The sequence below is a fragment of the Rhizobacter sp. P3_C12 genome (assembly GCF_056402735.1).
In genome coordinates this window covers 1-504 of record NZ_JBFUGW010000672.1, presented here as the reverse complement: position 1 = coordinate 504, position 504 = coordinate 1, and the positions used below count along the sequence as shown (strand labels likewise).

Below are 504 nucleotides of genomic sequence, written 5' to 3'. Positions count from 1 at the left end.
CGACAACACGGCGGCCGACAAGCTGTGCCTCGACGGCCAGCGGCTGATCCAGACGGGTGCGACGGGCGCGGCGCTGGCGTTTCCACAGACCGACGACAGCGCAGGCGGCGGCGGCCTGCTGCGTGAGTTCCGCACCGAGCGCGACTCGTTCGCGCGCGTCCGGGCGTACGGCGTAGGCGGCGGTGCGCCGGCGTATTTCAAGGTGTGGACCAAGGACGGGAAGGTCTACGAGTACGGCAACAACAGCAACGCGACAGCCGATGCGGCCATCACGGCGCAAGGCACCGGCGTCATCACGACCTGGCTCGTCAGCCGTGTCAGCGACCTGCGCGGCAACTACATCGACTACCAGTACCAGCAGCGCGACGGATTGGCGTGGGGCAGCGGCACGGTGGCCGGCACGCCGATCGCGGGGCACGACTGGAGCCTGCGCGAGATCCGCTACACCGGCACGCCGACGCAGGCGCCGGGCAGCAAGCTGGTGTTCAGCAGCTGGTGTTCAGC

Annotated in this window: 1 protein-coding gene; it reads left to right on the top strand. The window is 69.6% G+C overall.

The annotated features are described in order from the left end of the window. On the top strand, positions 1–504 hold a 504-nt coding region (locus AC1DXV_RS35275), incomplete at both ends, for a SpvB/TcaC N-terminal domain-containing protein (protein WP_477938139.1).